Raw genomic sequence first — 24,769 nt, forward strand, 5'->3', positions numbered from 1 at the left:
ACGGCGCCGCAGCTCACCGAGTACGAGGAGAGTCCGCGATGACCCGGACCAGCGATCTCGACGCCGACACCGCCGCCGACAACGTGGGCGGCGGCGACGGCGACGGCGAGACCATCGCCCCGCAGCCCTACGTCCTCACCGACGCCCCCGGCCCGCTGTCCCGCGACGAGCTGGTCGCGGTGGACACCTGGTGGCGGGCCGCCAACTATCTGGCGGTCGGCCAGATCTATCTGATGCGCAATCCGCTGCTGCGCGAGCCGCTGCACGCCGAGGACATCAAGCCGCGCCTGCTCGGCCATTTCGGCACCGTGCCCGGCCTGAATCTGGTGTGGGCGCACGCGAATCGGGTGATCCGGAATCGCGGGCTCGACGCGGTGTACGTGGCGGGCCCCGGCCACGGCGGCCCCGGACCGAACGCCTGTGCCTGGCTGGAGGGCGCCTACGCCGAGCTCTACCCCGACATCGCACGCGACAGCCACGGCATGCGCAGGCTGTTCCACCAGTTCTCCTTCCCCGGCGGCGTGCCGAGCCACTGCGCGCCGGAGACGCCCGGCTCGTTCCACGAAGGCGGCGAACTCGGCTACAGCCTGCTGCACGCCTACGGCGCCGCGCTCGATCATCCCGATCTGACGGTGTTCTGCGTGATCGGCGACGGCGAGGCCGAGACCGGCCCGCTGGCGGCCAGCTGGCACGCGAACAAATTCCTCAACGCGGCGCGCGACGGCGCCGTGGTGCCGATCCTCGCGCTCAACGAGTACAAGATCGCCAACCCGACGATCCTCGCCCGCATCCCGACCAACGAACTGGTCGCGCTGCTGCGCGGCTACGGCTACGAACCGCTGATCGTCTCCGGCGACGACCCGGCCCCGGTACACCAGGCGCTGGCCGCGGCGATGGACACCTGCCTCGACGCCATCGCCGGCTTCCAGCGCGCGGCCCGCGCCGACGGCGACACCGCGCGGCCGCGCTGGCCGATGATCGTGCTGCACACCCCGAAGGGCTGGACCTGTCCCCCGGTCGTCGACGGCGAACAGGTCGAGGGCACCTTCCGCGCCCACCAGGTCCCCCTGCCCGCGGCCCGCACCAACCCTCGGCACCGGCGCGTACTGGAGCAGTGGCTGCGCTCGTATCGCCCCGAGGAACTGTTCGACGAGCACGGCGCCCCGGTCGCCGCCCTGCTCAGCCAGATCCCGGACCGGCCGATGAGCCTGAACCCGGTCGCCAACGGCGGGCTGCTCGTGCGCGATCTGGACCTGCCGGACTGGCGCGACTACGGCGTCGCCGTCGAGCGGCCGGGGTCGGGACCGCACGAGGCGACCCGGGTGCTGGGCAGCTGGCTGCGCGATGTCACGGTGCGCAATCCGCACAACTTCCTCACCCTCGCCCCCGACGAACTGGTCAGCAACCGGCTCCAGGACATCCTCGAGGTGACCGGACGGGACTGGCAGGCCGAGGTCGGCCGCTGGGACGTCGACCTGTCGCCGACCGGCCGCGCCGTGGAGGTGCTCTCCGAGCACCTGTGCCAGGGCCTGCTGGAGGGCTACCTGCTCACCGGCAGGCACGGGGTGTTCACCTGCTACGAGGCATTCATCCACATCGTCGACGCCATGTTCAACCAGCACGCCAAGTGGCTCGACGCCAGCCTGGCGGTGCCGTGGCGGCGCCGGATCCCCAGCCTGAACTACCTGCTCACCTCGCACGTGTGGCGCCAGGACCACAACGGATTCACCCATCAGGACCCGGGGTTCCTCGATGTCGTGGCGAACAAGAGTCCCGAGATCGTGCGGGTGTACCTGCCGCCGGACGCGAACACCCTGCTGTCCACCTACGACCACTGCCTGCGCTCGCTGCATTACGCCAATGTGGTCGTCGCGGGCAAACAGCCGGGGCCGGACTGGCTTTCGGTGTCCGAGGCCGCGCTGCACTGCGCCCGCGGGGTCGGGATCTGGGAGTGGGCCTGCCACAACGACGACCCCGGCACCGTCCCCGACGTAGTGCTCGGCTGCGCGGGCGACATCCCCACCCTGGAAACCCTCGCCGCCGCCGCGATCCTGCGCGATCGGCTGCCCGACCTGCGGGTCCGGGTGGTCAATGTCGTCGACCTGATGCGGATGCTGCCCGCAGGCGAACACCCGCACGGCCTGCCCGACGCCGAGTTCGACGCGCTGTTCACCACCGACCGCCCGGTGATCTTCGCCTTCCACGGCTACCCCTGGCTGATCCACCGGCTCACCTACCGCCGCACCAACCACGCCGAACTGCACGTGCGGGGATACAAGGAGAAGGGCACGACCACCACTCCCTTCGACATGGTGATGCTCAACGACCTCGACCGCTTCCACCTCGTGCTCGACGTGATCGATCGGGTGCCCGGCCTGCGCGGGCGGGCGGCGGGCCTGCGCCAGGAGATGGTCGACGCCCGGCTGATCGCCCGGCGCTGGACCAGGGAGCACGGCGAGGACATCCCGGTCGTCGCGAACTGGGTCTGGCCCGAGGCCGCGATCCCCACTGTGACGTAACGCGGTTGCGGCGCGGGCCCGCGCTGCACGACGATGGAGTCGATGACCGAGCCCCGCCGCCCCGACACCCTCCCCCGCGATCGTCGCGACCTCACCGGCCCCTTCGACGTGATCGGCGACGTACACGGCTGCCGCGGCGAGCTGGAAACCCTGCTGGGCGAACTCGGCTACATCATCGAGCGCGACGAGCGCGGCCGGGCGGTCGGCGCCGCGCACCCGGACGCGCGCACGGTGGTCTTCGTCGGCGATCTCGTCGACCGCGGCCCCGACACCCCCGGCGTGCTGCGCCTGGCGATGGGCATGGTCGCCGCGCGCACCGCGCTGTGCGTCACCGGGAACCACGAGTACAAACTGGTGCGCGCGCTGGACGGCCGCAATGTCCGCGTCGCCCACGGTCTCGAGCTGTCCCTGGCCCAGCTGGCCACCGAAGACGCCGAATTCCGCGCCGCCGCACACACTTTCCTGCGCGAGCTACCGAGCCACTATCTGCTCGACCGCGGCAAGCTGGTCGTCGCCCACGCCGGCCTCCCGGAGAGCCTGCACGGCAGCACCTCCGGCCGCGCCCGCTCCTTCGCCCTCTACGGCTCCCCCACCGGCGACTTCGACGAACACGGCCTGCCCATCCGCTACGACTGGGCCCAGGACTACCGCGGCGCCGCCACCGTCCTCTACGGCCACACCCCCGTCACCAAACTGACCTGGGTCAACAACACCCTCTGCCTCGACACCGGCGCCGTCTTCGGCGGCACCCTCTCCGCCCTGCGCTACCCCGAACTGACCACGATCTCCGTCCCCGCCGAACAGATCTGGAGCGAACGCGCGGGCATCACCCCCGGCAGCTAGTCCTCGCCGCGGGCCTGTTTGATCTTGCGCCAGCCGCCGGCGCGGTTGTCGGCGATGATCTGTTTCAGCATCTTGCTCAGCGCGCGGTCGTTGAGGGTCTGGCCCTCGTAGACGGCGACGGTGCGCGCGGTCTTGTTGTCGTGGCCGCCGGTGATGATGTTGTCCGGGTCGGGGACGATGGCGCCGTCGTAGAGGAAGATGTTGACGTGCGTCTTGGCGGCGAGCAGCGCGCAGATATTGCCGTCGAGGACGAAATAGGGCTGCACGCGCCGCTTCACGGTCTCGGTGACCTCGGGGTCGGCGGCGTGGACGAGGTCGCGGACCTGGCGGCAGACGGCCTGCTGCCAGGTGGGGAGCGCGTCGATGTAGGCGTCCACGCGCGGATCGGCGACGTAGGTCACCGATCGATGGTGACACATCGGCGGGCCGGTGTCCGGGCAGCGCGCCCGGCGGGATCGTCGCCGAATCGTCAACTCGACATCCCGGGCGAGCGGGCCGCGACCTGGCGAAACGGGCTTACCATCGCAGCGGACGACCCGACTCATCGCCGAGGAGAGGTTCATGCGCCGAACGATGCTCGCCCTGTCCGTGCTCTGTCCGCTGGTCGGCGCCGGGCTGGCCGCCGCCGATCCGGCGCCGCCGGGGACCGGCACCGCCGGGACGCTGAGCGTCCTGGCCTTCACCGGCCGCGACCCGATCCCGGTCAACCGCGCCGAGATCACGGTGACCCGCTGCGGCGAGAGCCAGGTCGTGACGACCCTGACCAGCGGCCCCGACGGCCGCGCCACCGCCGCTCTGCCCGACGGCTGCTACGAGGCGAGGGTGATCACCGTGCCCGGCGGGTGCGCGCTGGCCGACACCGCACCGGTGCGCCTGCAGGTCGCCGCGGGCACCCAGGTGAGTACCGAGTTCCGGTTCCGCTGCGCCTGAGTCTTCAGCCGCAGACGGGAAGAAACCGGTCGAGGTCGATCGCCTCGGCCATCGCCCGGTAGCCCGCCGCGTTGGGGTGCAGGTTGTCCGCGCCCGCGTAGCGGGGATCGAGGACGTCCGGGTTCGCCGGATCCCGCAGCGCCGCATCGAAATCCACCACGCTGTCGGACAGCCGCTGGGTCCGGATCCAGGCGTTGATCCGCTGCCGGACCGGATTCGCGTACGGCAGCGTGGCCATGCCGTCCAGCAGGGCGTTGCTCGTCGGCAGCAGGGTGCCCAGGTGGACGCGCAGCCCGGCGGCGTGCAGGCGGTCGATCAGCCCGGTGTAGCCGGCGACCACCTCGTCGTAGCCCGCGCCGATCGGAATCCCCAGGTCGTTGATGCCCTCGAGCACGATCACCTCGCTGACCCCGGCCTTGTCGATGACGTCGGCCTGCAGCCGGGCGCCCGCGTGCGGCCCGAACTGCGGGATGAAGCCGTCGCGGGTGACCCGGTTGCCCGAGATCCCCGCGTTGAGCACGCTGAACGGCTTGCCCGCGGCGTCGAGCCTGCGCTGCAGGAAGTCGGGATAGCGCACGTTCCGATCGATCACGCTCGGGTCCTGCGGGGTGCCGAGGTAGGTGGCCGACACATAGCCGTCGGTGATCGAGTCGCCGAAGGCCACGATGGTCGAGACCGCCCCCGGCGCCCGCACATCGAGACCCGAGACGAACGGCACCGTGGTCGTACTCAACGGCAGCGGCGCGCCCGACGGATCGGTGGTGCGATCACCGGCGAACGGGAGGCTGTAATAACTGGTGGCGTTGCCGTTGAAATGCTCGGTCGGCAGCACCGCGAGTCCGGGCGCGTGCACGCTCACCGCCAGCGGCGCGAACGCCTCGAACTCGAGCCGGACCGGGTCGCTCACCACATCGCTCCACGGCGCGATGGTCACGGCCCGCTCGCCGCCGAAGGTCACCTCGCGCACGGAGTCGGGGCGCACCGCCGCGCCCGCGCTCTGGGCCCCCACCGTCACGTGCCCCACGGTCATCGCGATCGGCCGGGTGCGATTGGTCAGGTGGACCCGCAGCTCCGAGCCACCCCGGTGCGGCGTGATCACCACGCGATAGGTCTGATCCGAGACCGACAGCTGGGGAATCAGCGACGGGTCGGCGGCACTGAGCGAATCGGACGGCGCCGCCATCCAGCTGCCCACCCAGGCGGGTTCATCGCAGGTGCTCGGCGCTGCCCCGGCGATCCCGGTCGACATCGATCCGGCCAGTACCAACGCGGCCCCGAGAACCGCCCACTTCCCCACGCCGCACAGCCTCCAGAGTCACCACCCGACCGTTATCGGGGGTAACAGTAAAAGCGGTGCCGTACCGGCGGGTACGAATCGCGAAAATTCTTCGCGCCCACCGGCTTAGCGTCAGTTGGTGGGGCCACCGGCGACGTAGAGGACCTGGCCGGACACGAAGCCCGCGCCCTCGCTCACGAAGAACGATGCCGCGTTGGCGATGTCGGCGGGCGTGCCGACCCGGTTGACCGGGATCTGCGCGGCGGCGGCCTGCTTGAACGCCTCGAAGTCGACGCCGACCCGCGCGGCGGTCGCGGCGGTCATGTCGGTTTCGATGAAGCCGGGCGCGATCGCGTTCGCGGTGACGCCGAACTTGCCCAGCTCGAAGGCCAGGGTCTTGGTGAAGCCCTGCATGCCCGCCTTGGCGGCGGAGTAGTTGGCCTGGCCGCGGTTGCCGAGCGCCGAGGTGCTCGACAGGTTCACGATGCGGCCGAACTTCGCGTCCACCATGTACTTCTGCACCGCCTTCGTCATCAGGAAGGCGCCGCGCAGGTGCACGTTCAGGACGGTGTCCCAGTCGTCCACCGACATCTTGAACAGCAGGTTGTCGCGCAGCACGCCCGCGTTGTTGATCAGCACGGTCGGCGCGCCGAGCTCGGTGGCGATCCGCTCGACCGCGGCGGCGACCGCGGCCTCGTCGGCCACATCGGCACCGACGGCGAGGGCGCTGCCCCCGGCGGCCTCGATGGCGGCGACGGTGTTCGCGCAGGCGGCGGCGTCGAGATCGAGCACGGCGACGGCGAATCCGTCGGCGGCGAGCTTTCCGGCGACCGCGGCGCCGATGCCCCGCGCGGCACCGGTGACGATCGCGACCCTGCGTTCCGTGGACATGTGCACTCCTCCGCGCTGACACAACCGTGAGCTGGGCGAATGGTGATGGTCGGGGTGACAGGATTTGAACCTGCGACCCTCCGCTCCCAAAGCGGATGCGCTACCAAGCTGCGCTACACCCCGAGGCCTCGGGGCTGCGACGCCGTCGAGGGAATTCATGTTTGAGCGGGTGACGGGAATCGAACCCGCACCATCAGCTTGGAAGGCTGAGGTTCTACCATTGAACTACACCCGCAGGCATACGACATCGATGGGATCGCCACGATGTCGTGTGCGCCACGACTGTACCGAATCCCGCGCGCTAAATGCCAATCCGCCCCCGGCGAGCACGGCGGCGCGCCCCGCCCCCGCGGTGACGACCCCCGCCGGCGCCGGTGCCCGATTAGGGCCTAATGACCCTATCCACACGAACCCCCGCCCGGCCACGATGGTTGATGCGCGCCAATGGGGACCGGCGCCTGCTCCACCGGGGGAATAAATAGGAGAATTTTCCTTAAAAACCTGGCATGTGGGCGGCGAGTAGGCCACCATGAAATGGCGCGTGACGGGCTCCTTGTCGGGGGGAGTCGTGGTCACTCGGCCACCTCGTCACGACTCGCCCCTGGGCCAGGAGGAACCGCATGGCAATGCAACGCCCACCCCCTCGAGATGGGCTCTACGCTGCATGTTTCGGTCTTCCCAAAGTTTTTTCGGGAAGTGTGTAACGCCGGAACACCTGTAGCGATGTCATAGCCGATCGCCATTCGCGAGAGACTGCAACGCGTTCTACAACGCGGATTTTCGGTCTCGGGTGGCTTGCTAGGATCCTTTTTGCCGGACGGGGGTATCTGGAAAGGGGGCGGTGAGCGTGTGCCGAACTCGGTGGACTCAACCGCGTAGCAGTGCGAACGATCGAGGTGGCGAGCTCGTCGCCACCGACCGCCGGTGATGTCGATGACTGTCCACATCGAGCCACCGGTCGCCGCGATGGCCCGCGCCTGGGCCCGCGCGGTGTGCGCCGAACCGGGATCGTCCACGGCGCCGCACCAGCTGGAGCCGGTGCTCGTCGAGATCGTCGAGCGGCTGCTGCATCTGGCGCGGACCGAACCGTTCCCGGTGCCACAGGCGCGGATGCTCGGCGCCCGGCTGGCCGAGGCGCCCTTCGAACGAACCAGGATGCTGGCGCACGCCACCCGCTGGCTGCTCGGCTTCCCCTCCGGCGTGCCCGGCTCGCTGGTGGCCACCCGCTGGCCGCTGGTCGCCAGTCAGGCCATCGACAGTTACGCGCAGGCGCTGCAGGAACGGGCGCTCGCGCAACAGGAACAGAACATCTCGGCGAAAGTGTCGCTGCGCGTACAGGAGATCGCCGCGCTGCAGCACCGCTTGCGCCACGAAGCAACCCACGACGCGCTGACCGATCTGGCCAACCGCACGTTGCTGCAGGAACGGGTGCGGGCCTTCGCGGCCGACCCGACCCGCGGCGTCGGTGTACTGGTGGTCGACCTGGACCGGTTCAAGCAGATCAACGACGGCTACGGGCACGCGATCGGCGACGAGGTCTTGGTCGAACTGGCCAACCGGCTGCGCGAGGTGTGCCCGCCCGAGACGGTGATCTGCCGGTACGGCGGTGACGAGTTCGTCGTCGCCGCCAACCCGCGGCGCGACACCCTCGGCGAGCTGGCGCACCACGTGGTGGCGGCGCTGCGCGACCCGGTGTGGTCGAGCGCGGGGCCGGTACCGGTCTCGGCGAGCGTGGGCACGGCGTTCTGCGCGCCGGGAAAGACGTGCGATTTCACCGATCTGCTGCGTCGCGCCGACCGCGCGATGTATTCGGCGAAATCCGCGGGCGGGCGGCGTTTCGCGCTCGCCGAATCGGGCGACCCGGAACTGGGAACCGCGGTCGCGGGCTGAGTCGGATCGCGAAGCCTGCACTTCGCGTTCCGGCTCAACCCCTTTCGATGTAGTCAGGCAGTGTGCTCGGATCCGGCTCGGCGTCTCGCGTCGAGCCGGATCAGCGGCAGCGCCGCGACCGCGAGCACCGCGCCGATCAGGCCGACCGAGGTGAGCCCGCCGCCGTGGGTGAGGGTGACGGCCGCGAGCACCGGAGTGCCGCTGATCCCCAGCTGGAAGGCCGACACCGTGGTGGCGCCCGCGAGCGTCGGCGCCGCGGCCGCGATGGTGAAGACCCGGCCGTAGAGCGCGGGATTGAGGACGAACGCCGCGACCCCGAGCGCGAAGACCGCGGGCACCACCACCCCTACCCACGCCGTCGCCGTCGCGAGCAGCACCGACAGCAGGCCGATGGCGATCGTCCCGGCCGTCAGCGCGGTGTGCGGCCGCCGGTCGGCGATCCGGCCGCCGACGGACAGACCGACGAAGGCGCCCACGCCGAACAGCGCGAGGACGGCCGGAATCCACACGGCCGCAACACCGGTGACCTCGCCGAGCAGCGCCGCCAGGTAGTTGAACGTGATCATGTAGGCGGCCGTGCTCAGGATGGTGATCGCGTAGATGCCCCACAGCGCCGGCTCGCGCATCACGGCGAGCTCGCGGCGCACCTCCGGCCTCACCTCGGATTCCGCTGCGGCGGTGGGGATTCCGAGCAGGCAGCCGACCACTCCCGCGAGCGTCAGCAGCACGACCGCGACGAATCCCCCACGCCAGCCGAGGAAATGGCTCAGCAGCGTCCCCATCGGACCACCGACCACCATCGCCACACTCAGCCCGCTCACCACCACCGCGGACGCCCGCCCGACCCGATCCGGGGTGACCAGGCGAACCGCCGTGACCGACGCGACGGCGAAGAACCCCGCGTAGGCGACACCGGCGACGACCCGCGAGATCAGCAGCACCCGATAGTCACCGACCAGCCCGATCGCGATACTCGCCGCGAAGACCGCCTGGGTCACCAGCAGCGCCGAGCGCCGCGGCAGGCGCAGGCCGAGCACCGCGCACGGCGGTCCGCCGACGACCACACCGAGCGCGAACGCGGTGATGAGCATGCCCGCGGACGAGAGCGGCACCCCCAGATCGAGCGCCACATCGGGCAGCACGCCCGCGAGCAGGAACTCCGCGCTGCCCATCGCGAACAGACTGAACCCCAGCAGATATACCCCGGCGGGCAGCCAGGCGCCGATACGTGACGCCGGGGCGATCATGCCCGTTTCCATTGTCGAATCCATCTCGGATCACCTCCGCGACGAGCATCCCGACGCCTTTGCGGTATCGGCAAAGAACCTTGCCGTTTCCGGGACGAATCGAATCCACTGGGCACATGGAGGACCAACCGACCGTCGGCGCGGTGATCGAGCAGATCGGGCCGCGGTTGCGCCGGGCGCGGGAGAAGCGGAACGTCAGCCTGGCCGCGGTCGCGCGGGCCACCGGCGTCTCGACGAGCACGCTGTCACGGCTGGAATCGGGGCAGCGCAGACCCGGTCTCGAACTGCTGCTGCCGATTACGGCGGCGCTGGGCATCGGGCTGGACGAGATCGTCGCGGCGCCACGCGTCGTCGATCCCCGGGTGCCGCAGGGGTCCACCGGCGACGGCGGCCGGCTGCTGATCCCGCTGTCCCGTCACCCCGGGGAACCCCGCGCCTACAAGATGATCATTCCCGCCCGCGACGAGGACCCGTTCCCGCGCGCCCATGACGGCTACGAGTGGCTGTACGTGCTGCGCGGGCGGCTGCGGGTCCGGCTCGGTGACCACGATTTCGTCATGGGCGCGGGCGAGGCGGCCGAATTCGACTGCCGGATCCCGCACTGGTTCGGCGCGGCGGGCCGGGGCGGTGTCGAGATCCTCAGTCTCTTCGGTGCGCACGGTGAGCGCATCCACGTCAGGGCGAGTTCGCCCGGCAGCCTCAGCGCGGCTGACAGGTCGGGCACCAGAAGAGGTTTCGCCCCTCCATGACACCGTGGGCGATCGGGGTCGCGCACACCCGGCAGGGCTCGCCCTGGCGGCGGTAGACGTAGGTGCGCGGCCGGTCCTTGGCGTAGGACGGTGCGCCGGTGTCGTGTTCGGGCCGGACCACGTGCATGCGGCCGGTGGCCACACCGACCGGCATCAGCTCGACCAGGTCGGCCCACAGCGCGTCCCACGCCTCGGCGCTGATCGAGGTGCCCGGCCGGAACGGCGAGATACCGTGCCGGAACAGCACTTCCGCGCGGTAGACATTGCCGACGCCGGCGATCAGCGCCTGATCCATCAGCAGCGCGCCGATCGCCCGGCGCGAGCGCCGGATGCGCGCACCCGCCCGTTCGTGATCGGCGTCGGGGCGCAGCGGGTCGGCGCCGAGGCGGGCGAGGAGCGCGTCGACCTCCGGCGGCAGCAGCACCTCGCAGGCGGTCGGCCCGCGCAGGTCGCTGCCGAAATCCGTTGCGGCGCCGAGCATCCGCATCCGCACCTGGCCGACCGGCGCGGCCAACGGCAGTTCGCCCTCGCTGAAGGTGCCGTACAGGCCCAGATGCACGTGCACCGTCAGCCCGGACGCGTAGTGGTGCAGCAGATGCTTCCCGACGGCCTCGGCCGACTCCAGCACCCGCCCGTCCACCATCGCCGCGCCCTCGGCGAACCGCCCCTGCGGACTCGAAACCCGCACGGCTCCACCGGCGAACCGCTCGTGATGCAGGCGGGCGATGCGATGAAGGGTGTGCCCCTCAGGCAAGAAACACACCTTCCTCGATCTGGTACGGAACGGTCAGTACGCGGGGACCGCGGGGGCCTCGCCGGACTTCTCGTAGTCGGCGAGGATGTCGATGCGGCGCTGGTGGCGCGGCTCTTCCGACCACGCCTGGGCGAGGAACGCGTCGACGATGGCGAGCGCCTCCTCGGTGGTGTGCATGCGGCCGCCGATCCCGATCAGCTGGGCGTTGTTGTGTTCGCGGGCCAGCTTGGCGGTTTCGACGCTCCAGGCCAGGGCGCAGCGCGCGCCGGGGACCTTGTTGGCGGCGATCTGCTCGCCGTTGCCGCTGCCACCGAAGACCAGGCCGAGCGAGCCCGGGTCGGCGACGGTGCGGCGGGCCGCCTCGATGCAGAACGCGGGGTAGTCGTCGAGGGCGTCGTACTCGAGAGCACCACAGTCGACGACGTCGTGTCCGGCCTCCTGCAGATGGGCCTTGACGTGATTCTTCAGTTCGAAACCGGCATGGTCGGCACCCAGGTAAACGCGCATGGCTGCGATTGTGTCAGGCCCGCTTAGAGTCGTTTCATGCACCCGCACGAACCGCATCAGCCGCCTTCGGCAGGTCCCCCGCCGGGGCATTCCGGCCCACCCGCCGAGTCGGTACCGTCGCTGGACAAGGGCACCGGCGACGCCCCCGTTCCACCGCAGTACCCCGGGCCCGCCTCGTCGCCCTGGGCCCAGCAGGCCCCGCCGACCGGTGGATTCCCGGCGCAGCCGTACGCGCCCGCCCCGCAGTACCCCGGCCCGTATCCCCCGGTGCCACAGGCCGGTTACTACCCGCCCGGCGGCCCGCCGATCCCCCCGCAGCAGCAGCCGCGCGGGCTGTCGCCGTTCGGGATGCCCGCCCGGCATTCGTGGGAGATCCCGCTGCTGGTGGTCGTGATCATGTTCACGACGGTGGCGTATCTGCTGGTCGCGCTGATCCTGCTGGTCGAGCTGTTCGCCGAGCCGGTGCTCGACGACAAGGGCCAGCCGGTCGACACCGGTTCGATCCTGACCAGTCCGTACGTGCTGCTGCTCGTGTTCGCGCCGGTGCTGCTGTGGCTCGGCCGTGGCCTCAACTACGCCACCCAGCGGATCAACGGCGTGAAGATGTCGCCGACGCAGTTCCCCGAGGGCTACCGGATGGTGCAGGAGGCGGCGGCGCGATTCGGGATGAGCAAGGTGCCCGACGCCTACGTCGTGCTGGGCAACGGCCAGATCAACGCGTTCGCGTCCGGGCACGGGTTCCGCCGGTTCGTGGTGGTCTACAGCGACCTGTTCGAAATCGGCGGCACCGCCCGCGATCCCGACGCGCTGGCCTTCATCATCGGCCACGAGGTGGGGCATATCGCCGCGGGGCACGTGTCGTACTGGCGCCAGCTCGGCATGTTCGTCGCGCCGTGGCTGCCGATCCTGGGGTCCTCGCTGATCCGCGCGCAGGAGTACACCGCGGACAATCACGGCTTCTGCAATCGGTACCAGGGCGCGCCCGGCGCGATGGGGACGCTGGCCGCGGGCAAGTACCTCAACGCCCAGGTCGGTTTCGACGAGATGGCCGACCGGGCCGCGATCGAGAAGGGCGGATTCGTCTGGCTGGTCAACGCCATGTCCAGCCATCCCGTCCTCACCTGGCGGATGTGGGCGCTGCGCGACCGCAGCAAGCACGGCCCGATGTTCCTGCGCCCGAGCGCACCCCACCCCGGGGCCATCCCGCCACCGGGCGGCTATCCGCCGATCACCGCGCCGCGCGCGCTGCCGCCGAAGCCGGTGTGATCAAGTCGGCGGGGTGCCGGACGGTGAGTCCGGCACCCCGTTCGGCACTCAGTCGAAGACCGGGTCCTCGGTGCGCGTGCGCTTGAGCTCGAAGAAGTGCGGGTACGAGGCCAGCGCGACCACGCCGTCCCACACCCGGCCCGCGTCCTCGCCGCGCGGGATGCGCGAGAGCACGGGACCGAAGAACGCGACGCCGTTGACGTGGATGGTCGGCGTGCCCACATCGGGGCCGACCTTGTCCATGCCCGCGTGGTGGCTGGTGCGCAGCGCCTCGTCGAACTCGGTGCTGGTCGCGGCGCCGGCCAGCTCGGCGGGCAGCTCCAGCTCGGCCAGCGCGTCGGCGACGACCGCGGACAGCGTCTCGGCGACGGTGTCGCGCTGGTACTCGTCCCTGCGCTCGTGGATGCGGGTGCCCAGCGCGGTGTAGAGCGGCAGCAGGATCTCGTCACCGGACTTCTCGGCGGCGGCGATGGCGACCCGGACCGGGCCCCAGCCCGCCGCCATCAGGTCGACGTAGACCTCGGGCAGATCGTCCTTGCCCTCGTTGAGCACCGACAGGCTCATCACGTGGAAGCGCGCCTCGATATCGCGCACCTGCTCCACTTCGAGGATCCAGCGGGACGTGATCCAGCACCAGGGGCACAGCGGATCGAACCAGAAATCGACGACGTCCTTCGTGGCCTGATCGCTCACGATTTTCCTCTCGGGTCAGCACGGCGGGCCGATACGCCCACCGGATGGTGCAACCCCGCGACGACCGGAATCGTTCCCGTGCGGCAGCTCGCGCACTAGGCTCGAGGCGAGGGAGTCCGGTCGTCCGCGAGAAGGAGTCCGTTCATGAGCTCGAATCAGCATTTCGTCGTCATCGGCGGCGGACTCGGTGCAGCCAAGCTGGCCGAGGCTCTGCGCGCCAACGACTTCGACGGCCGGGTGACGGTGCTGGCCGCCGAGGAGGAGCTGCCCTACGAGCGGCCGCCGCTGTCCAAACAGCATCTGGCCGGCACCCAGCAGCTTCCCGATTTCACCGTCGACCAGGGGTCCTGGTACCGCGATCACCACATCGACCTGCGGCTGGGCACCACCGCGACGGCCTTCGATCCGGCCGCGCACACCGTCACGCTGCCCGACGGTTCCACCCTGAGCTACGACAAGCTGGCCCTGGCCACCGGTTCGCGCCCGCGCACCCTGCCGATTCCGGGGGCCGCCGCGCCGAACGTGTACACCCTGCGCACGATCGGCGATTCGGATGTGCTCGCCGAGATCCTGCGCTCGCACCGCAAGCTGGTGATCATCGGCGCGGGCTGGATCGGGCTCGAGGTCGCCGCGCAGGCGCGGGCCAGGCAGGTCGACGTCACCGTGCTAGAGGCGGCCGAGCTGCCGCTGATCGGCGCGCTCGGTCCCGAGATGGGCGCGTTCTACGCCGAGCTGCATCGCTCGCACGGCGTCGACCTGCGGACCGGCACGAATGTCGAGATGATCCTGACCGAGGACGGCATCGCGACCGGCGTGCAGCTCGGCGACGGCACGGTGGTGCCCGCGCAGGCGGTGCTGGTCGCGGTGGGCGCGGCGCCCAATATCGAAGGCGCCCTGGCCGCCGGGCTCACGACGAACGGCGGCGTGGTGGTCGACGCGGCCCTGCGCACCAGCGATCCGGACGTGGTCGCGGTCGGCGACATCGCCGAGCAGCAGCATCCGGTGCTGAACCGGCCGGTGCGGGTCGAGCACTGGGCCACCGCGCTGAACCAGCCCGCCGTGGCGGCGCTGACCATGCTGGGCAAACCCGCCTCCTACGACCGCCTCCCGTACTTCTTCAGCGATCAGTACGACGTCGGCATGGAGTACACCGGCTATGTCGGCCGCGACGACGACGTGCGCGTGGTGGTGCGCGGCGACCAGGACGAACGCGAGTTCGTGGCGTTCTGGCTGGACCCGCAGAACCGGGTCGTGGCGGGGATGAACGTCAATGTCTGGGACGTGACCGAGCGGATCAAGCAGCTGATCCTCTCGGGTGCCCCGGTCGATCCGGAACGGCTGGCCGACCCCGACATTCCCCTGTGACCCAGTTCACACCGACTGGCGGGGCGGATGTGTCGAACGGCGCGCGCCCGCTCCGACCATGTCTCGAGCGCGCCCGCGGGGCGCCCCCGACACCAGGAGCGATGCGATGAAGTTCATGCTGGTCAAGACCTACGCCGAGGCCGCCTACTGCAACACCCCGATTCCCGAGTGGGCGCCCGAGGACATCGCCGCCCACATCGATTTCCAGCGGGTACTGGGCGAACAGCTCGCCGCCGCGGGCGAACTGGTCGACGCCCAGGGCCTTGCCGGGCCGGATCAGGCGCTGATCGTGCTCTCCGACGGCCGCTCGGCGCCGGTGGTCACCGACGGCCCGTTCCCGGAGACCAAGGAGTTCCTGGCCGGCTACTGGATCGTCGACGTCGACTCGCGCGAGCGTGCCATCGAGATCGCCGCGCAGGCCTCGGCCGCGCCCGGCCCCGGCGGCACGCCGATCGGCGAGTACATCGAGGTGCGCCAGGTCATGAGCGCCCCGGCGGAGTGAGTACGACCCCACGCACCGAGGACCTGCTGCGCGAGCTCGCCCCGCAGGTCCTCGGTGTCCTGGTCCGCCGGTTCGGCGATTTCGACCTGGCCGAGGACGCCGTGCAGGACGCGCTGCTGGCCGCCGCCACCCAGTGGCGGACCGAGGGCCTGCCGGAGCATCCGCGCGGCTGGCTGATCCAGGTCGCCCAGCGCCGGATGGCCGACGCGGTGCGCGCCGAGGTCGCCCGGCGACGCAGGGAGACCACGGTGTTCGTGCGCGAGGTGCCCGTCGAGGCGAGCGCCGACGACGACACCCTCGACATGTACTTCCTGTGCTGCCACCCCGACCTGCCGCCCGCGGGCGCGATCGCGTTGACGCTGCGCGCGGTCGGCGGCCTGAGCACCGCCGAGATCGCCGCCGCCTTCCTGGTCCCCGAAGCGACCATGGCGCAACGCATCTCCCGCGCGAAGAAGCGGCTGGCCGAGTCGGAGCGCCCGTTCGCCGACGGCGCGCAGGACGCCGCGCGGCTGAGCGCGGTGCTCCAGGTGCTCTACGTGATCTTCACCGAGGGCCACACCAGCAGTGCCGGGTCGGGGCTGCGCCGCGCGGACCTGTCGGCCGAGGCGATCCGGCTGACCCGCGCGCTGCGCGCCCTGCTACCCGACAACACCGAGGTCACCGGCCTGCTCGCGCTGATGCTGCTCACCGACGCCCGCCGGGCCACCCGCTCGGGTCCGCACGGCGAGCTGGTCCCGCTGCACGAACAGGACCGCACCCGCTGGGATCGCGCCCAGATCACCGAGGGCCTGCGCCTGCTCACCGCGACCATGCCCGCGGGCCTGACCGGGAGCTACCAGCTCCAGGCCGCGATCGCGGGCCTGCACGCCCAGGCCGCGCACGTGGCGGACACCGACTGGGCCCGGATCCTGGTGCTCTACACCATGATCGAGCGATCGAATCCGAATCCGATGGTCACCTTGAACCGGGCCGTGGCGACCGCCATGGTGCACGGCCCGGCCGCCGGACTCGCCCTCGCCGACACGGTGGCCGAGCCGCTGGCCCGCTCCCACCGCCTGGCCGCGGTGCGCGGGCACCTGCACGAGATGACGGGTGACGACGCGGCCGCCGTCGCCCAGTACCAGCTGGCCGCCACACAGACGGCGAGCGTGCCGGAGCGCGACTACCTGCTGTTGCGCGCCGCCCGCGTGCGTTCGGGCGCGGTGGACCGCCCCGGCGTCGCCGATGCCGTCGACCCGGGTCCGGCCGCACCCGTCCCTTGAGCGCCGCCACGCTCAAGGAGCGGACCTGCCCGCCCGCTCCAGGTTCGCGATCATGCGCGCGAGAGTGCCTGTGAGCGCGGCGAATTCGTCTTCGGTGACACCCTCGGCCAGCTGTCGACGGATCGCCCCCACCGACCGCGCGGAGGACTCGTGCGCCGCCCCGCCCGCGTCGGTGACGGTCCACCGGCCGTCCGCCTCGCGGGTGATCCACCCACGCGTGGCCAAGGCAGCGGTGACGTCCGCGATCGACTCGCCGTCGGATTCCCAGAACGGGCGCAGCGCGTCGACCAGATCGGCGCCGGGTTCCCGGGCGATCGTGTTCAGCGTCTGCCATTCGCGCCGCGACATCCCCACGCTCTCGACCGCCCGATCGAAGCTCGCCTCGATGAGCTGGTCCAGGCGCTTGACCTGGTAGCCGATCAACCTGCGCTCGGTCATCGCACACCCTTTCATGCCTATCAGCAACTACATGTTCTATTGCATGTACATGCTCGACGGTAGCATGAGCCCGTGAACGAGGTCGAGCGAATCGAACGGGCGATGATCGCCATCCGACGGCACCAGACCCGGCGCACTCTGGCGGCGGACGCGCCGAGCGGGCAGGCCTTCGACGTGCTCGACGTCGTCGAGGACGCCACCGAGCCGACGGTGTCCACGGTGGCCGCCGCGCTGGCGGTGGACCAGCCCCGGGCCAGCAAGCTCGTCGCCGCCGCCGTGACGGCGGGCTACCTGCGCCGCGTCGCCGACCAATCCGACGGCCGGCGCTCGCTGCTGGTGCTCACCGAGCCCGGCCGGGACCTGCTCGAGCGCGCGCACGAGCGCCGCCGCGGCGCCTTCGACCGCGCGATGACCGGATGGCCGGACGCCGACCGCGCCGAGTTCGCCCGCCTGCTCGGCCGCTTCGTCGACGGCCTCGACTGACCGCGTTCCTGGCAGACTCTCCGTCGTGACGGATGTATTCAGCGCGGGTGTCCTGGTCTACCGCCGCGGCGAGGGCGGGATCGAAGTCCTGCTCGGGCACCTGGGTGGCCCGCTGTGGGCGAAGAAGGACGCCTCGGCGTGGTCGATTCCCAAGGGCGAGTACGTGCCCGAGGAGGAATCGGCGCGCGCGGCCGCGGCCAGGGAGTTCACCGAGGAACTCGGCCTTCCGGTCCCAGAGGGCGAGTGGACCGGACTCGGCGACGTGACCTACGGCAGCGGCAACCGGCGCAAGACCGTCACCGTGTGGGCGGTCGAGGGCGATCTGGACCCGACCGAGGTGGTCCCGGGGACCTTCGAGATGGAGTGGCCGCCCCGCTCCGGCCGGCTGCGCGAGTTCCCCGAGATCGACCGCGCGGACTGGTTCGATCCGGCCACCGCGCTGGACAAACTCGGAAAAGGCCAGCGGCCCTTCCTCGCCCGCCTCACCGAGCTGCTCGGCTGATCGCGGGCACCCCGCCCGTTCACGGAAGCGGAGTAGATTGCGGACATGCCCAGCGACTTGCAGCTGAAGATCATGAACGCCGGTCACCGCGCCCTGCTCACGCTCACCGGCGGCCGCATCGGCAAGAGCATCTTCGGGATGCCGTCCCTCGAACTGACCACGATCGGCCGCAAATCCGGCACCCCGCGCAAGGTGATGCTGACCGCGCCGGTCGTCGACGGTGACACCATCGTCGTCGTCGCCTCGCGCGGCGGCGATCCGACCCATCCGGCCTGGTACCTCAACCTGCGCGACAACCCGGACGTCGAGGTGTCGCTGCAGACCGGCCCGACCCGCCCGATGACGGCCCACATCGCCACGCCCGAAGAACGGGCGAAGCTGTGGCCCCGGGTCGTGGCGGGTTACAAGGGCTACGGCGACTACCAGACCAAGACCGACCGGGAGATCCCGCTGGTCCTGTTGACCCCGCGCGCCTGATCAGACGAGCGCGGCCCGGAATTCCGTCGGGCTGCTGCCGCGCGAGCGCTTGAACGCGGCGCTGAAACCGAAGGCGTCGGAGTAGCCGACGCTGGTCGCGACCTGGGCGACGCTGCGCGCGGGATCGGCGAGCAGTTCCTCGGCCTCGGCCATCCGCCATTCGGTCAGGTAGGTCAGCGGCGGTTCGCCGATCACCTCGGTGAACCGCTTCGCGAACAGCGCACGGGACACGGCGGCCTCGGCGGCCAGACTCGCGACCGTCCAGCGGTGGAACGGCCTGGCGTGGATTGCCTCCAGGGCCGGGCCGACCACCGGGTCGGCCATGCCGCGATACCAGGCGGGCGCGCAGTGCTGCTGCTCGGCGAGCCAGGTGCGCAGGTTGCAGACCAGCGCCCAGTCCAGCAGGCGGTCCATCATGGCCTGCGACCCCGCGCTGTGCCGGACCGCCTCGGCGGCCGACTCCTCCAGCCAGGTGCACACATCGCTGTCGGCGGCGACCACCATCACCGGCGGTAGCGCGCGCAGCAGCCGTTCGTGCCGCCTGCCCGAGGCGCGATAGGCCCCGACGATCATCGAGGTCTCCTCCGGCGCACCGGTTTCGGTGACCGCCTCGATCAACTCCGGTGTGGCACAGCTCAGATCGGCCGGGCCGAAGCCGTTCGGCACGAAGCACGACAGTTCGTACTCGACCGGCGGGCGATCGGCGGCGGTGTCGATATCGGTGAGCCGGAACGGTTCTCCGGCCTGGATCACCGCGGTGTCGCCCGCGGCGAGCCGGGTGCGCGAGCCGTCGGCGAGCACCAGGGTGCCGCCGCCGCGCAGGACGCAAACCATGATCAGCGGGGCCCGGTCGGCGAAGTGGATCGTCCACGGCGCGCGCAGGACGGCGTGGGCGAGGACCGAGCCGTCGGCGCGGATGCCACTCAGCAGTGAACTCAACGGATCCATGCCACCAGCGTAGACGAACTCCTATCAACCCGAGATGATCACCCATAGATCGTCCATGCGATTCACGGTGTACTCGAAGGCACGGGGCGCACGCCCCACCGCCACGACCGAAACAGGGAGTCCACCGTGTCGCAGTCCCCCGCCACCGCCACCGCCCCGCAGCCGACCGAATCCGACACTCGCCGTGCGCTTGTCGTGCTCTCCCACCATCGCCGCGACTCGCTGACCGCGCACATCGCCGATCTGTCCGCCGCCCGGCTCGTCGCAGGCGGCTACGAGGTCGACCTGCTCGACCTGCACGCCGAGGGTTTCGACCCGCGGATGACCGTCGCCGATCAGCCCGATTGGGGCCATCGGGACAAGGAGTACTCCGCCGAGACCGAGGCCCACATGCGGCGCCTGCTCGCCGCCGACGTGGTCGTGGTGGTGTTCCCGGTCTACTGGCAGAGTCCGCCCGCGATCCTCAAGGGCTGGATCGATCGCGTCTGGAACTACGGCTTCGCCTACGGCCGCAGCAAGCCCCGGCTCGCCGGCAAGCGCGTGCTGTGGGTCGGTCTGGCCGGCGCCACCGCCGACGACGCGATCGTCCCCGGCATGCAGGCGGTGCTCGAGGGCCTGCTCAGCGAGGGTCTGGCCTACTACAGCGGCTTCGCCGACTCGCGGGTGCGGCTGCTGCCCGATGCCGAGGAGCAGCCGCAGTCGCTCGACGCCGAGGGCAATCTGCTGATCGGCGAGGCGATCAGCGGCGACGCGCGCACCGCGCACTACGCCGCGTTCGACGCGATGGCCGCGGGCTTCGTCGACGAGTTCCTGGCCGCCCAGCTGGTCGACGCCTGAGCCCCCAGCGACCGTGTGGTGACGGCGAGGTCACCACACGGTCGGCCGGTCCCGGCCGCGTCGCCGGGCCGTCCGATGCCGACCCGGCTCGCGATCGAGCGAGCCGCCTCGTCGTCACAGCCCGGTGAGCGTCCGCCGCAGCACGCCGAAGAGCTCGGTGGGATTGCCGGATTCGACGGCCGCCTTGTCGATCAGATCGATGGCGGCGGCGGTGAATTCGTCGCTCTGTTCCTGCACGAAGTCTGCCGGGGTGTCGATGCCCACCGCGTGCTGGGTGAGCAGGGTCGCCATGGCCTGGAGGAACGGGGCCATCAGCCCGGCCAGCCGCTCGGCGGTGCCGCCGGTGCTGCGGACCATCGCGCCGCCCTGCTGGAACGCGGCGAACATCGCGTACATGCCGCCCAGGATCGAGACGTCGTACATGGCCGCCGCGCCCAGGTCGGCGCCGACGAATTCGGCCGAGCCGAACAGCTCGAGCACCGGGCGGTACCGCTCGAACGCCGCGCTCGCGCCGCTGTACAGCACGAACGCGCCCGGTCCGCCGATCATCGACGGCACCGCCATGATGCCGCCGTCGATCAGCTCGATCCCGTCGGCCGCGGCCCAGCGGCCCAGCGCTCGCGCCTGTTCCGGCGTGGTGGTGGTCAGGTTCACCACCGTGCGCCCGCGCAGCGACGCCGCCGCGGGCTCGAGGTGTTCGCGCGCCGCCGTGTCGTCGAGCACGCACAGGATCACCAGATCGGCCGCCGCCAGCGCGTCGGCGGAGGTCGCGGCGAGCACCGCGCCCTCGGCCACGAGCGGCTGCGCCCGCGCCGCGGTGCGGTTCCACACCGTCACCTGGTGACCGCCCGCCAGCAGCGCCCGCGCCAGCGCGGTGCCCATCGCGCCCAGCCCGATCACCGAAACCCGCTGTGCCGTCGCCGAGTTGGTCATTGTTCCCCTTGGTTCGCAGCTCCCGTTGCCGGTCGGCAACGCCCTCCCAGATTCGCCGGTAGCGGTACACTGCACAAGTACCGACTATCAAGTCCAATACTCACCAAAAAGTAAGTAAGGCGAACATGAAGCAGCGAGAGCGTCCGTACTCGTGCGGGATCGATGCCGCGCTCGACGTCGTCGGCGGCAAGTGGAAGGCGCTGATCCTGTGGGCGCTGTCCACCGGCACCCAGCGCTTCGGCGACCTCAAACGACTGGTGCCCGGCGTCACCGAGAAGATGCTGATCCAGCAGCTCCGCGAGCTCGAGCACGACGGGATCGTCCACCGGGAGATCTACGCGCAGGTGCCCCCGAAGGTCGAGTACTCACTCACCGACCTGGGAGTCTCCCTGAACGCGGCGCTCGTCACGCTCGGCGCGTGGGGCACCGCGAACATGGACCACATCTGCGAGGTCAAAGGCGTTGCCGCGCCGGTGCATTGACCCAGCGCGGCGAGCCGCTCAGCTCCAGGTCCGGCCGGTGATGCGCTCGTAGGCCTCTTCGTACTTGCGCCGGGTCGCCTCGACCACGTCGGCGGGGATCTCCGGGCCCGGGTACTCCTTGTTCCAGCCGGTGGAGGTCGACCAGTCGCGCACGAACTGCTTGTCGAAGGAGCGCTGGGCACGGCCCGGCTCCCATTCGTCGGCGGGCCAGAAGCGCGAGGAATCGGAGGTCAGCACCTCGTCACCGAGGGTGAGCACGTCACCGTCCCAGCCGAATTCGACCTTGGTGTCGGCGACGATCACGCCGGCCTTCGCCGCGTGCTCGGCACCGCGCGAGTAGATCTCGAGGGTCAGGTCGCGCAGCCGCTCGGCGACCTCGCGGCCCTCCTGGTTCACCACGTCGGCGAAGCTGATCGCCTCGTCGTGCCCTTCGGCGGCCTTGGTGGAGGGGGTGAAGATCGGCTCGGGCAGCTTGTCGCCGTCGCGCAGCCCCGGCGGCAGGGCGATGCCCGACACGGTGCCCGACTGCTGGTACTCCTTGAGCCCCGAGCCGGTCAGGTAGCCACGCGCGATGCACTCGACCTGCACCATCTTCAGCGGCTTGACCCGGATGCCGCGCCCGGCGAACTCGGCGGGCACGTCGGTCGCCGAGACCACGTGGTTGGGGATGCCGGTGAAGTACTCGAACCACCAGTTCGACAGCTGTGTCAGCAGCGCGCCCTTGTCCGGGATCGGGGTCGGCAGCACGACGTCGTAGACCGAGACGCGGTCCGAGGCGACGAGCAGCAGGGTGTCGCCGTCCTCGTAGAGGTCGCGAACTTTCCCGGCGTGCACATGCTTCAACGTCGAGCCTCCGAATCCTGGGTGCGGTTTGCCCGGAACTCTACCGGCAGCCCCGCACCCCGATCGGGCCTGGTCACCGCGACGCGAGGCCGGTCACATTCCGTGGCGGCGCGCTCTCGTCACCGGTGGTCCGGTCACGCGCTCGCGCGGTCGCCGTCGTTGCGGCGGAAGGTCCGGCGGTAGGCCAGCGGAGCGACGCCGATCGCGGTCTGGAAGTGCTGGCGCAGCGAGGTTCCGGTGGCGAAGCCGACCCGGCCCGCGATCTGCTCGACCGACAGCTCACTGGCCTCGAGCAGGTCGCGGGCGCGCACCACGCGCTGCTGGGTGAGCCAGCGGCCGGGGCTCAGGCCCACTTCGTCACCGAAGCGGCGGGCGAAGGTGCGGCTGCTCATGCCCGCGTGCCGGGCGAGGTCGGCCATGGTCAGCGGTAGCGCCAGGTTCTCCATGGCCCAGTGCCTGGTCGCGGCGGTGCTCGCCATCGCCGGATCGGGGACCGGCAGGTCGATGTACTGCGCCTGCCCGCCCTCGCGCCACGGCGGCACCACGCAGCGGCGCGCCACCTCGTTGGCCACCGCGCTGCCGTGATCGGCGCGCACGATGTGCAGGCACAGGTCGACCCCGGAGGCCGCGCCCGCCGAGGTCAGGACATCGCCCTCGTCGACGAACAGGACGTCCGGGTCGAGCCGCACCAGGGGAAAGTGCCTGCGGAACAACGCGGCCATCCGCCAGTGCGTGGTCGCGGGCCTGCCGTCGAGCAGACCCGCCGCGGCCAGGACGAACGCGCCGGTGCAGATCGACACGATGCGCGTGCCGGGCCGGATCCGCGCGAGCGCGCCCCTGGTCACCGCGCCGAGCCCGGCGAGCGCCTCGGTGATGTCGGACGCGGGGATCACCACCGTGTCGGCGGTCGCCAGCAGTTCGGGCCCGTGCTCGACGGCGATCCGGAAGTCGGCGCAGGTCCGCACCGGCCGCCCGTCGACGGAACAGGTGAGCACCTCGTAGCGGTCGTCGATGGTGCCGAAGACGCGCTGCGGGGTGCCGAGTTCGAACGGGTAGACGCCGTCGAGCGCCAGGACCACCACACGATGCATGGCACGATTCTATCGGATGATGACTTTCATGCCATTTCCCCGGCGGCCGCCACCCGGCACCGTTGACCCCATGACCGACACCATGCGCGCCATCAGTCAGGACTCCCTCGGCGGACCCGAGGTGCTGCGCGAGATCGAATTGCCCCGTCCCACACCAGGTCCGAGCGAAGTCCTGGTCCGGGTGCACGCGGCGGGCCTCAACCCCACCGACTGGAAACACCGGGCGCGGTCCGGGTTGTTCCTGCCCCCGCCGCCGTTCGTCCTCGGGTGGGATGTCTCGGGCACCGTGGCGGCCGTCGGGGTGGGCGTCACCCTGTTCGCGCCGGGTGACGAGGTATTCGGCATGCTGCCCTACCCGCACGGCCACGGCTCGCTCGCGGAGTACGTCACCGGTCCGGCCAGGGCCTTCGCGCGCAAGCCGAGCCAGGTCGACCACACCGTGGCCGGGGCGACACCACTGGCCGCGCTCACCGCGTGGCAGGCCCTGGTCGATACCGCGCGGGTCGCGGCGGGACAGCGGGTGTTGATCCACGCGGCGGGCGGCGGCGTGGGGCATCTGGCGGTGCAGATCGCGAAGGCCCGCGGCGCGTACGTGATCGGGACGGCGAGCGCCGCCAAACACGAGCACCTGCGCGAACTCGGCGCCGACGAACTGATCGACTACCGGACCGTGGATTTCGCCACGGCCGTCACCGACGTGGACGTCGTGCTGGACACCCTCGGCGCGGCGAACGCCCGCCGCTCCCTGCCGACGCTGCGGCCCGGTGGCGTGCTGGTCACCATCCTGCCGACCGGCGACGCCGACCTGCGCGCCGACGCGGACCGCCGTGGGGTGCGCTACGCCGAACTGCTGGTGGAGGCCGACCACGCCGGGATGAGCGCGATCGCCGAGTTGCTCGCCGCGGGCACGCTGCGCCCGACCATCGCCGGGGTGTTCCCCCTGGCCGAGGCGGCGAAGGCGCACGCGCTCGGAGAGACGGATCGGACGCTCGGAAAACTCGTCGTCACGGTGCGCTGACGCGATCGGCGCCGCCACCAGCG

At 70.9% G+C, this 24,769-nt stretch carries 27 protein-coding genes and 2 tRNA genes; 15 read left to right on the forward strand and 14 right to left on the reverse strand.

Translation table 11 applies throughout. From position 1 onward, the window contains the following. Positions 1–38: 38 nt before the first annotated feature. Both AB0H54_RS24385 and AB0H54_RS24390 read left to right on the forward strand, forming a co-directional pair. Entirely contained in the window at positions 39–2,519 is a 2,481-nt protein-coding gene (locus AB0H54_RS24385) for a phosphoketolase family protein (RefSeq protein ID WP_357348102.1), read from the forward strand. A gap of 42 nt (positions 2,520–2,561) precedes the next feature. Continuing rightward, entirely contained in the window at positions 2,562–3,362 is an 801-nt protein-coding gene (locus tag AB0H54_RS24390; protein WP_357348104.1) for a metallophosphoesterase, read from the forward strand. Here AB0H54_RS24390 and AB0H54_RS24395 read toward each other — a convergent pair. Beyond that, positions 3,359–3,763, reverse strand: coding sequence for a DUF1801 domain-containing protein (locus AB0H54_RS24395; protein ID WP_357348106.1), 405 nt, complete (start codon positions 3,761–3,763; stop codon positions 3,359–3,361). The genes AB0H54_RS24390 and AB0H54_RS24395 overlap by 4 nt on opposite strands. Before the next feature lie 160 nt (positions 3,764–3,923). Between AB0H54_RS24395 and AB0H54_RS24400 the strand changes: the two genes are divergently transcribed. Then, on the forward strand, positions 3,924–4,292 hold the full coding sequence (locus AB0H54_RS24400; protein ID WP_357348108.1) for a hypothetical protein: 369 nt from the start codon (positions 3,924–3,926) through the stop codon (positions 4,290–4,292). A 4-nt stretch (positions 4,293–4,296) separates the two neighbouring features. Here AB0H54_RS24400 and AB0H54_RS24405 read toward each other — a convergent pair whose 3' ends face one another. The 4 genes from AB0H54_RS24405 to AB0H54_RS24420 all read right to left on the reverse strand — a co-directional run bounded on the left by AB0H54_RS24405 (position 4,297) and on the right by AB0H54_RS24420 (position 6,694). Beyond that, positions 4,297–5,589: a GDSL-type esterase/lipase family protein gene (locus AB0H54_RS24405; protein ID WP_357348110.1), complete on the reverse strand. Its 1,293-nt coding sequence runs from the start codon at positions 5,587–5,589 to the stop codon at positions 4,297–4,299. Positions 5,590–5,700: 111 nt separating this feature from the next. Beyond that, positions 5,701–6,459, reverse strand: coding sequence for a 3-oxoacyl-ACP reductase FabG (fabG, locus tag AB0H54_RS24410; protein ID WP_357348112.1), 759 nt, complete (start codon positions 6,457–6,459; stop codon positions 5,701–5,703). A 46-nt stretch (positions 6,460–6,505) separates the two neighbouring features. Beyond that, positions 6,506–6,582: transfer RNA gene (locus AB0H54_RS24415), tRNA-Pro, on the reverse strand. A gap of 41 nt (positions 6,583–6,623) precedes the next feature. Continuing rightward, positions 6,624–6,694 (reverse strand) — tRNA-Gly (locus AB0H54_RS24420). 698 nt (positions 6,695–7,392) lie between these two features. Here AB0H54_RS24420 and AB0H54_RS24425 point away from each other — a divergent pair. Continuing rightward, positions 7,393–8,349, forward strand: a complete 957-nt coding sequence (locus AB0H54_RS24425; RefSeq protein ID WP_355277070.1) for a GGDEF domain-containing protein — start codon at positions 7,393–7,395, stop codon at positions 8,347–8,349. Between the two features lie 53 nt (positions 8,350–8,402). Here AB0H54_RS24425 and AB0H54_RS24430 read toward each other — a convergent pair whose 3' ends face one another. Next, positions 8,403–9,620 (reverse strand): MFS transporter, encoded by a 1,218-nt coding sequence (locus tag AB0H54_RS24430; RefSeq protein ID WP_357348115.1) that lies wholly within the window; start codon positions 9,618–9,620, stop codon positions 8,403–8,405. A 92-nt stretch (positions 9,621–9,712) separates the two neighbouring features. Here AB0H54_RS24430 and AB0H54_RS24435 point away from each other — a divergent pair, with 92 nt between their 5' ends. Then, a complete protein-coding gene (locus tag AB0H54_RS24435) occupies positions 9,713–10,345 on the forward strand; it encodes an XRE family transcriptional regulator (RefSeq protein WP_357348117.1) in 633 nt (210 codons plus the stop codon). Here AB0H54_RS24435 and AB0H54_RS24440 read toward each other — a convergent pair. Further along, entirely contained in the window at positions 10,296–11,099 is an 804-nt protein-coding gene (locus AB0H54_RS24440) for a DNA-formamidopyrimidine glycosylase family protein (protein ID WP_357348119.1), read from the reverse strand. The genes AB0H54_RS24435 and AB0H54_RS24440 overlap by 50 nt on opposite strands. 33 nt (positions 11,100–11,132) lie before the next feature. Beyond that, positions 11,133–11,606, reverse strand: coding sequence for a ribose-5-phosphate isomerase (locus AB0H54_RS24445; RefSeq protein ID WP_355277062.1), 474 nt, complete (start codon positions 11,604–11,606; stop codon positions 11,133–11,135). A 348-nt stretch (positions 11,607–11,954) separates the two neighbouring features. Between AB0H54_RS24445 and AB0H54_RS24450 the strand changes: the two genes are divergently transcribed. Next, the gene (locus AB0H54_RS24450) at positions 11,955–12,872 is read left to right on the forward strand and encodes a M48 family metallopeptidase (protein ID WP_355277195.1); all 918 of its coding nucleotides are present in this window, start codon (positions 11,955–11,957) and stop codon (positions 12,870–12,872) included. Positions 12,873–12,920: 48 nt separating this feature from the next. Here the strand turns inward: AB0H54_RS24450 and AB0H54_RS24455 are convergent, their stop codons facing one another. After that, positions 12,921–13,565: a disulfide bond formation protein DsbA gene (locus AB0H54_RS24455; protein WP_357348121.1), complete on the reverse strand. Its 645-nt coding sequence runs from the start codon at positions 13,563–13,565 to the stop codon at positions 12,921–12,923. Positions 13,566–13,709: 144 nt separating this feature from the next. Between AB0H54_RS24455 and AB0H54_RS24460 the strand changes: the two genes are divergently transcribed. The 3 genes from AB0H54_RS24460 (at position 13,710) to AB0H54_RS24470 (ending at position 16,694) form a co-directional block, all read left to right on the forward strand. Then, complete coding sequence (locus AB0H54_RS24460) at positions 13,710–14,930, forward strand: FAD-dependent oxidoreductase (RefSeq protein WP_357348123.1); 1,221 nt, start codon at positions 13,710–13,712, stop codon at positions 14,928–14,930. Positions 14,931–15,036: 106 nt separating this feature from the next. Next, positions 15,037–15,432: a YciI family protein gene (locus AB0H54_RS24465; RefSeq protein WP_355277055.1), complete on the forward strand. Its 396-nt coding sequence runs from the start codon at positions 15,037–15,039 to the stop codon at positions 15,430–15,432. Further along, positions 15,429–16,694: a DUF6596 domain-containing protein gene (locus AB0H54_RS24470; RefSeq protein ID WP_357348125.1), complete on the forward strand. Its 1,266-nt coding sequence runs from the start codon at positions 15,429–15,431 to the stop codon at positions 16,692–16,694. The genes AB0H54_RS24465 and AB0H54_RS24470 overlap by 4 nt, the downstream gene beginning before the upstream one ends. Before the next feature lie 12 nt (positions 16,695–16,706). On the opposite strand, the gene AB0H54_RS24475 is transcribed toward AB0H54_RS24470, so the two are convergent. Further along, the gene (locus AB0H54_RS24475) at positions 16,707–17,132 is read right to left on the reverse strand and encodes a MarR family transcriptional regulator (RefSeq protein WP_357348127.1); all 426 of its coding nucleotides are present in this window, start codon (positions 17,130–17,132) and stop codon (positions 16,707–16,709) included. A gap of 72 nt (positions 17,133–17,204) precedes the next feature. Here AB0H54_RS24475 and AB0H54_RS24480 point away from each other — a divergent pair, with 72 nt between their 5' ends. The 3 genes from AB0H54_RS24480 to AB0H54_RS24490 are packed head-to-tail and all read left to right on the forward strand — an operon-like array spanning position 17,205 to position 18,594. Then, complete coding sequence (locus AB0H54_RS24480; RefSeq protein ID WP_357348129.1) at positions 17,205–17,615, forward strand: MarR family winged helix-turn-helix transcriptional regulator; 411 nt, start codon at positions 17,205–17,207, stop codon at positions 17,613–17,615. Positions 17,616–17,640: 25 nt separating this feature from the next. Then, entirely contained in the window at positions 17,641–18,117 is a 477-nt protein-coding gene (locus tag AB0H54_RS24485; protein WP_357348131.1) for an NUDIX domain-containing protein, read from the forward strand. A 45-nt stretch (positions 18,118–18,162) separates the two neighbouring features. Continuing rightward, complete coding sequence (locus AB0H54_RS24490; RefSeq protein ID WP_357348133.1) at positions 18,163–18,594, forward strand: nitroreductase family deazaflavin-dependent oxidoreductase; 432 nt, start codon at positions 18,163–18,165, stop codon at positions 18,592–18,594. Here AB0H54_RS24490 and AB0H54_RS24495 read toward each other — a convergent pair whose 3' ends face one another. Beyond that, the gene (locus tag AB0H54_RS24495) at positions 18,595–19,542 is read right to left on the reverse strand and encodes an AraC family transcriptional regulator (RefSeq protein WP_357348135.1); all 948 of its coding nucleotides are present in this window, start codon (positions 19,540–19,542) and stop codon (positions 18,595–18,597) included. 126 nt (positions 19,543–19,668) lie between these two features. Between AB0H54_RS24495 and AB0H54_RS24500 the strand changes: the two genes are divergently transcribed. Further along, positions 19,669–20,379 (forward strand): NAD(P)H oxidoreductase, encoded by a 711-nt coding sequence (locus AB0H54_RS24500; protein ID WP_357348137.1) that lies wholly within the window; start codon positions 19,669–19,671, stop codon positions 20,377–20,379. A gap of 114 nt (positions 20,380–20,493) precedes the next feature. On the opposite strand, the gene AB0H54_RS24505 is transcribed toward AB0H54_RS24500, so the two are convergent. Then, complete coding sequence (locus AB0H54_RS24505; protein ID WP_357348139.1) at positions 20,494–21,387, reverse strand: NAD(P)-binding domain-containing protein; 894 nt, start codon at positions 21,385–21,387, stop codon at positions 20,494–20,496. Positions 21,388–21,437: 50 nt separating this feature from the next. Between AB0H54_RS24505 and AB0H54_RS24510 the strand changes: the two genes are divergently transcribed. Then, on the forward strand, positions 21,438–21,794 hold the full coding sequence (locus AB0H54_RS24510) for a helix-turn-helix domain-containing protein (protein WP_357348141.1): 357 nt from the start codon (positions 21,438–21,440) through the stop codon (positions 21,792–21,794). A gap of 18 nt (positions 21,795–21,812) precedes the next feature. On the opposite strand, the gene AB0H54_RS24515 is transcribed toward AB0H54_RS24510, so the two are convergent. Next, positions 21,813–22,637, reverse strand: coding sequence for a phosphoribosylaminoimidazolesuccinocarboxamide synthase (locus AB0H54_RS24515; RefSeq protein ID WP_357348143.1), 825 nt, complete (start codon positions 22,635–22,637; stop codon positions 21,813–21,815). Positions 22,638–22,771: 134 nt separating this feature from the next. After that, positions 22,772–23,728 (reverse strand): helix-turn-helix domain-containing protein, encoded by a 957-nt coding sequence (locus AB0H54_RS24520; protein ID WP_357348145.1) that lies wholly within the window; start codon positions 23,726–23,728, stop codon positions 22,772–22,774. A gap of 70 nt (positions 23,729–23,798) precedes the next feature. Here AB0H54_RS24520 and AB0H54_RS24525 point away from each other — a divergent pair, with 70 nt between their 5' ends. Continuing rightward, complete coding sequence (locus AB0H54_RS24525) at positions 23,799–24,746, forward strand: NADP-dependent oxidoreductase (protein ID WP_357348147.1); 948 nt, start codon at positions 23,799–23,801, stop codon at positions 24,744–24,746. The last annotated feature ends 23 nt before the right edge of the window (positions 24,747–24,769 follow it).

Origin of the sequence: Nocardia sp. NPDC050718 (assembly GCF_040654235.1) — a bacterium.
Lineage (GTDB): Bacteria > Actinomycetota > Actinomycetes > Mycobacteriales > Mycobacteriaceae > Nocardia.